The organism is Bacteroides muris (ex Fokt et al. 2023) (genome assembly GCF_024704895.1).
Taxonomy (GTDB): domain Bacteria; phylum Bacteroidota; class Bacteroidia; order Bacteroidales; family Bacteroidaceae; genus Bacteroides; species Bacteroides muris.
In genome coordinates this window covers 1-446 of the sequence record NZ_JAMZEE010000130.1, presented here as the reverse complement: position 1 = coordinate 446, position 446 = coordinate 1, and the positions used below count along the sequence as shown (strand labels likewise).

At 53.1% G+C, this 446-nt stretch carries 1 pseudogene; it reads left to right on the top strand.

From position 1 onward, the window contains the following. Positions 1 to 446 (top strand): annotated as a pseudogene (locus tag M1B78_RS18565) (hypothetical protein); the annotation flags it as partial.

The following is a 446-nucleotide window of genomic DNA, read 5'->3' as shown; positions in this document are numbered from 1 at the left end:
TACGCGATATCGGTGTCGAATGTCATTGCCCCGGTGGACGGTTGGCAGACTACCTCCCCAAAATGGGAAGCCGGCAAGTATATCTGGTCGCGGACGAAGATTGTCTATTCTGATGGCGAAGTTAAATACACCCAAGCGGCTTGTATCAGTGGTGGGCAGGGAGCTGACGGCAAGGGCATCAGGTCCATTACCGAAGAATACTACCTTTCCTCTTCATCGGCCACCACAACCGGAGGCAGCTGGCAGACTACCTCTCCGGCATGGAAAAACGGATGGTATATCTGGACCAGGACAAGGATAGTTTTTACTGATGGTACAAGCACCACAACGAACGCCATCTGTGTGACTGGCAGCAAGGGTGCAGACGGTACAAGCATCACCAATTGCGGTGACTGGCAGACCGGCAAGCATATACCTTACATGGGTATTACCAGGATGGCCGGACG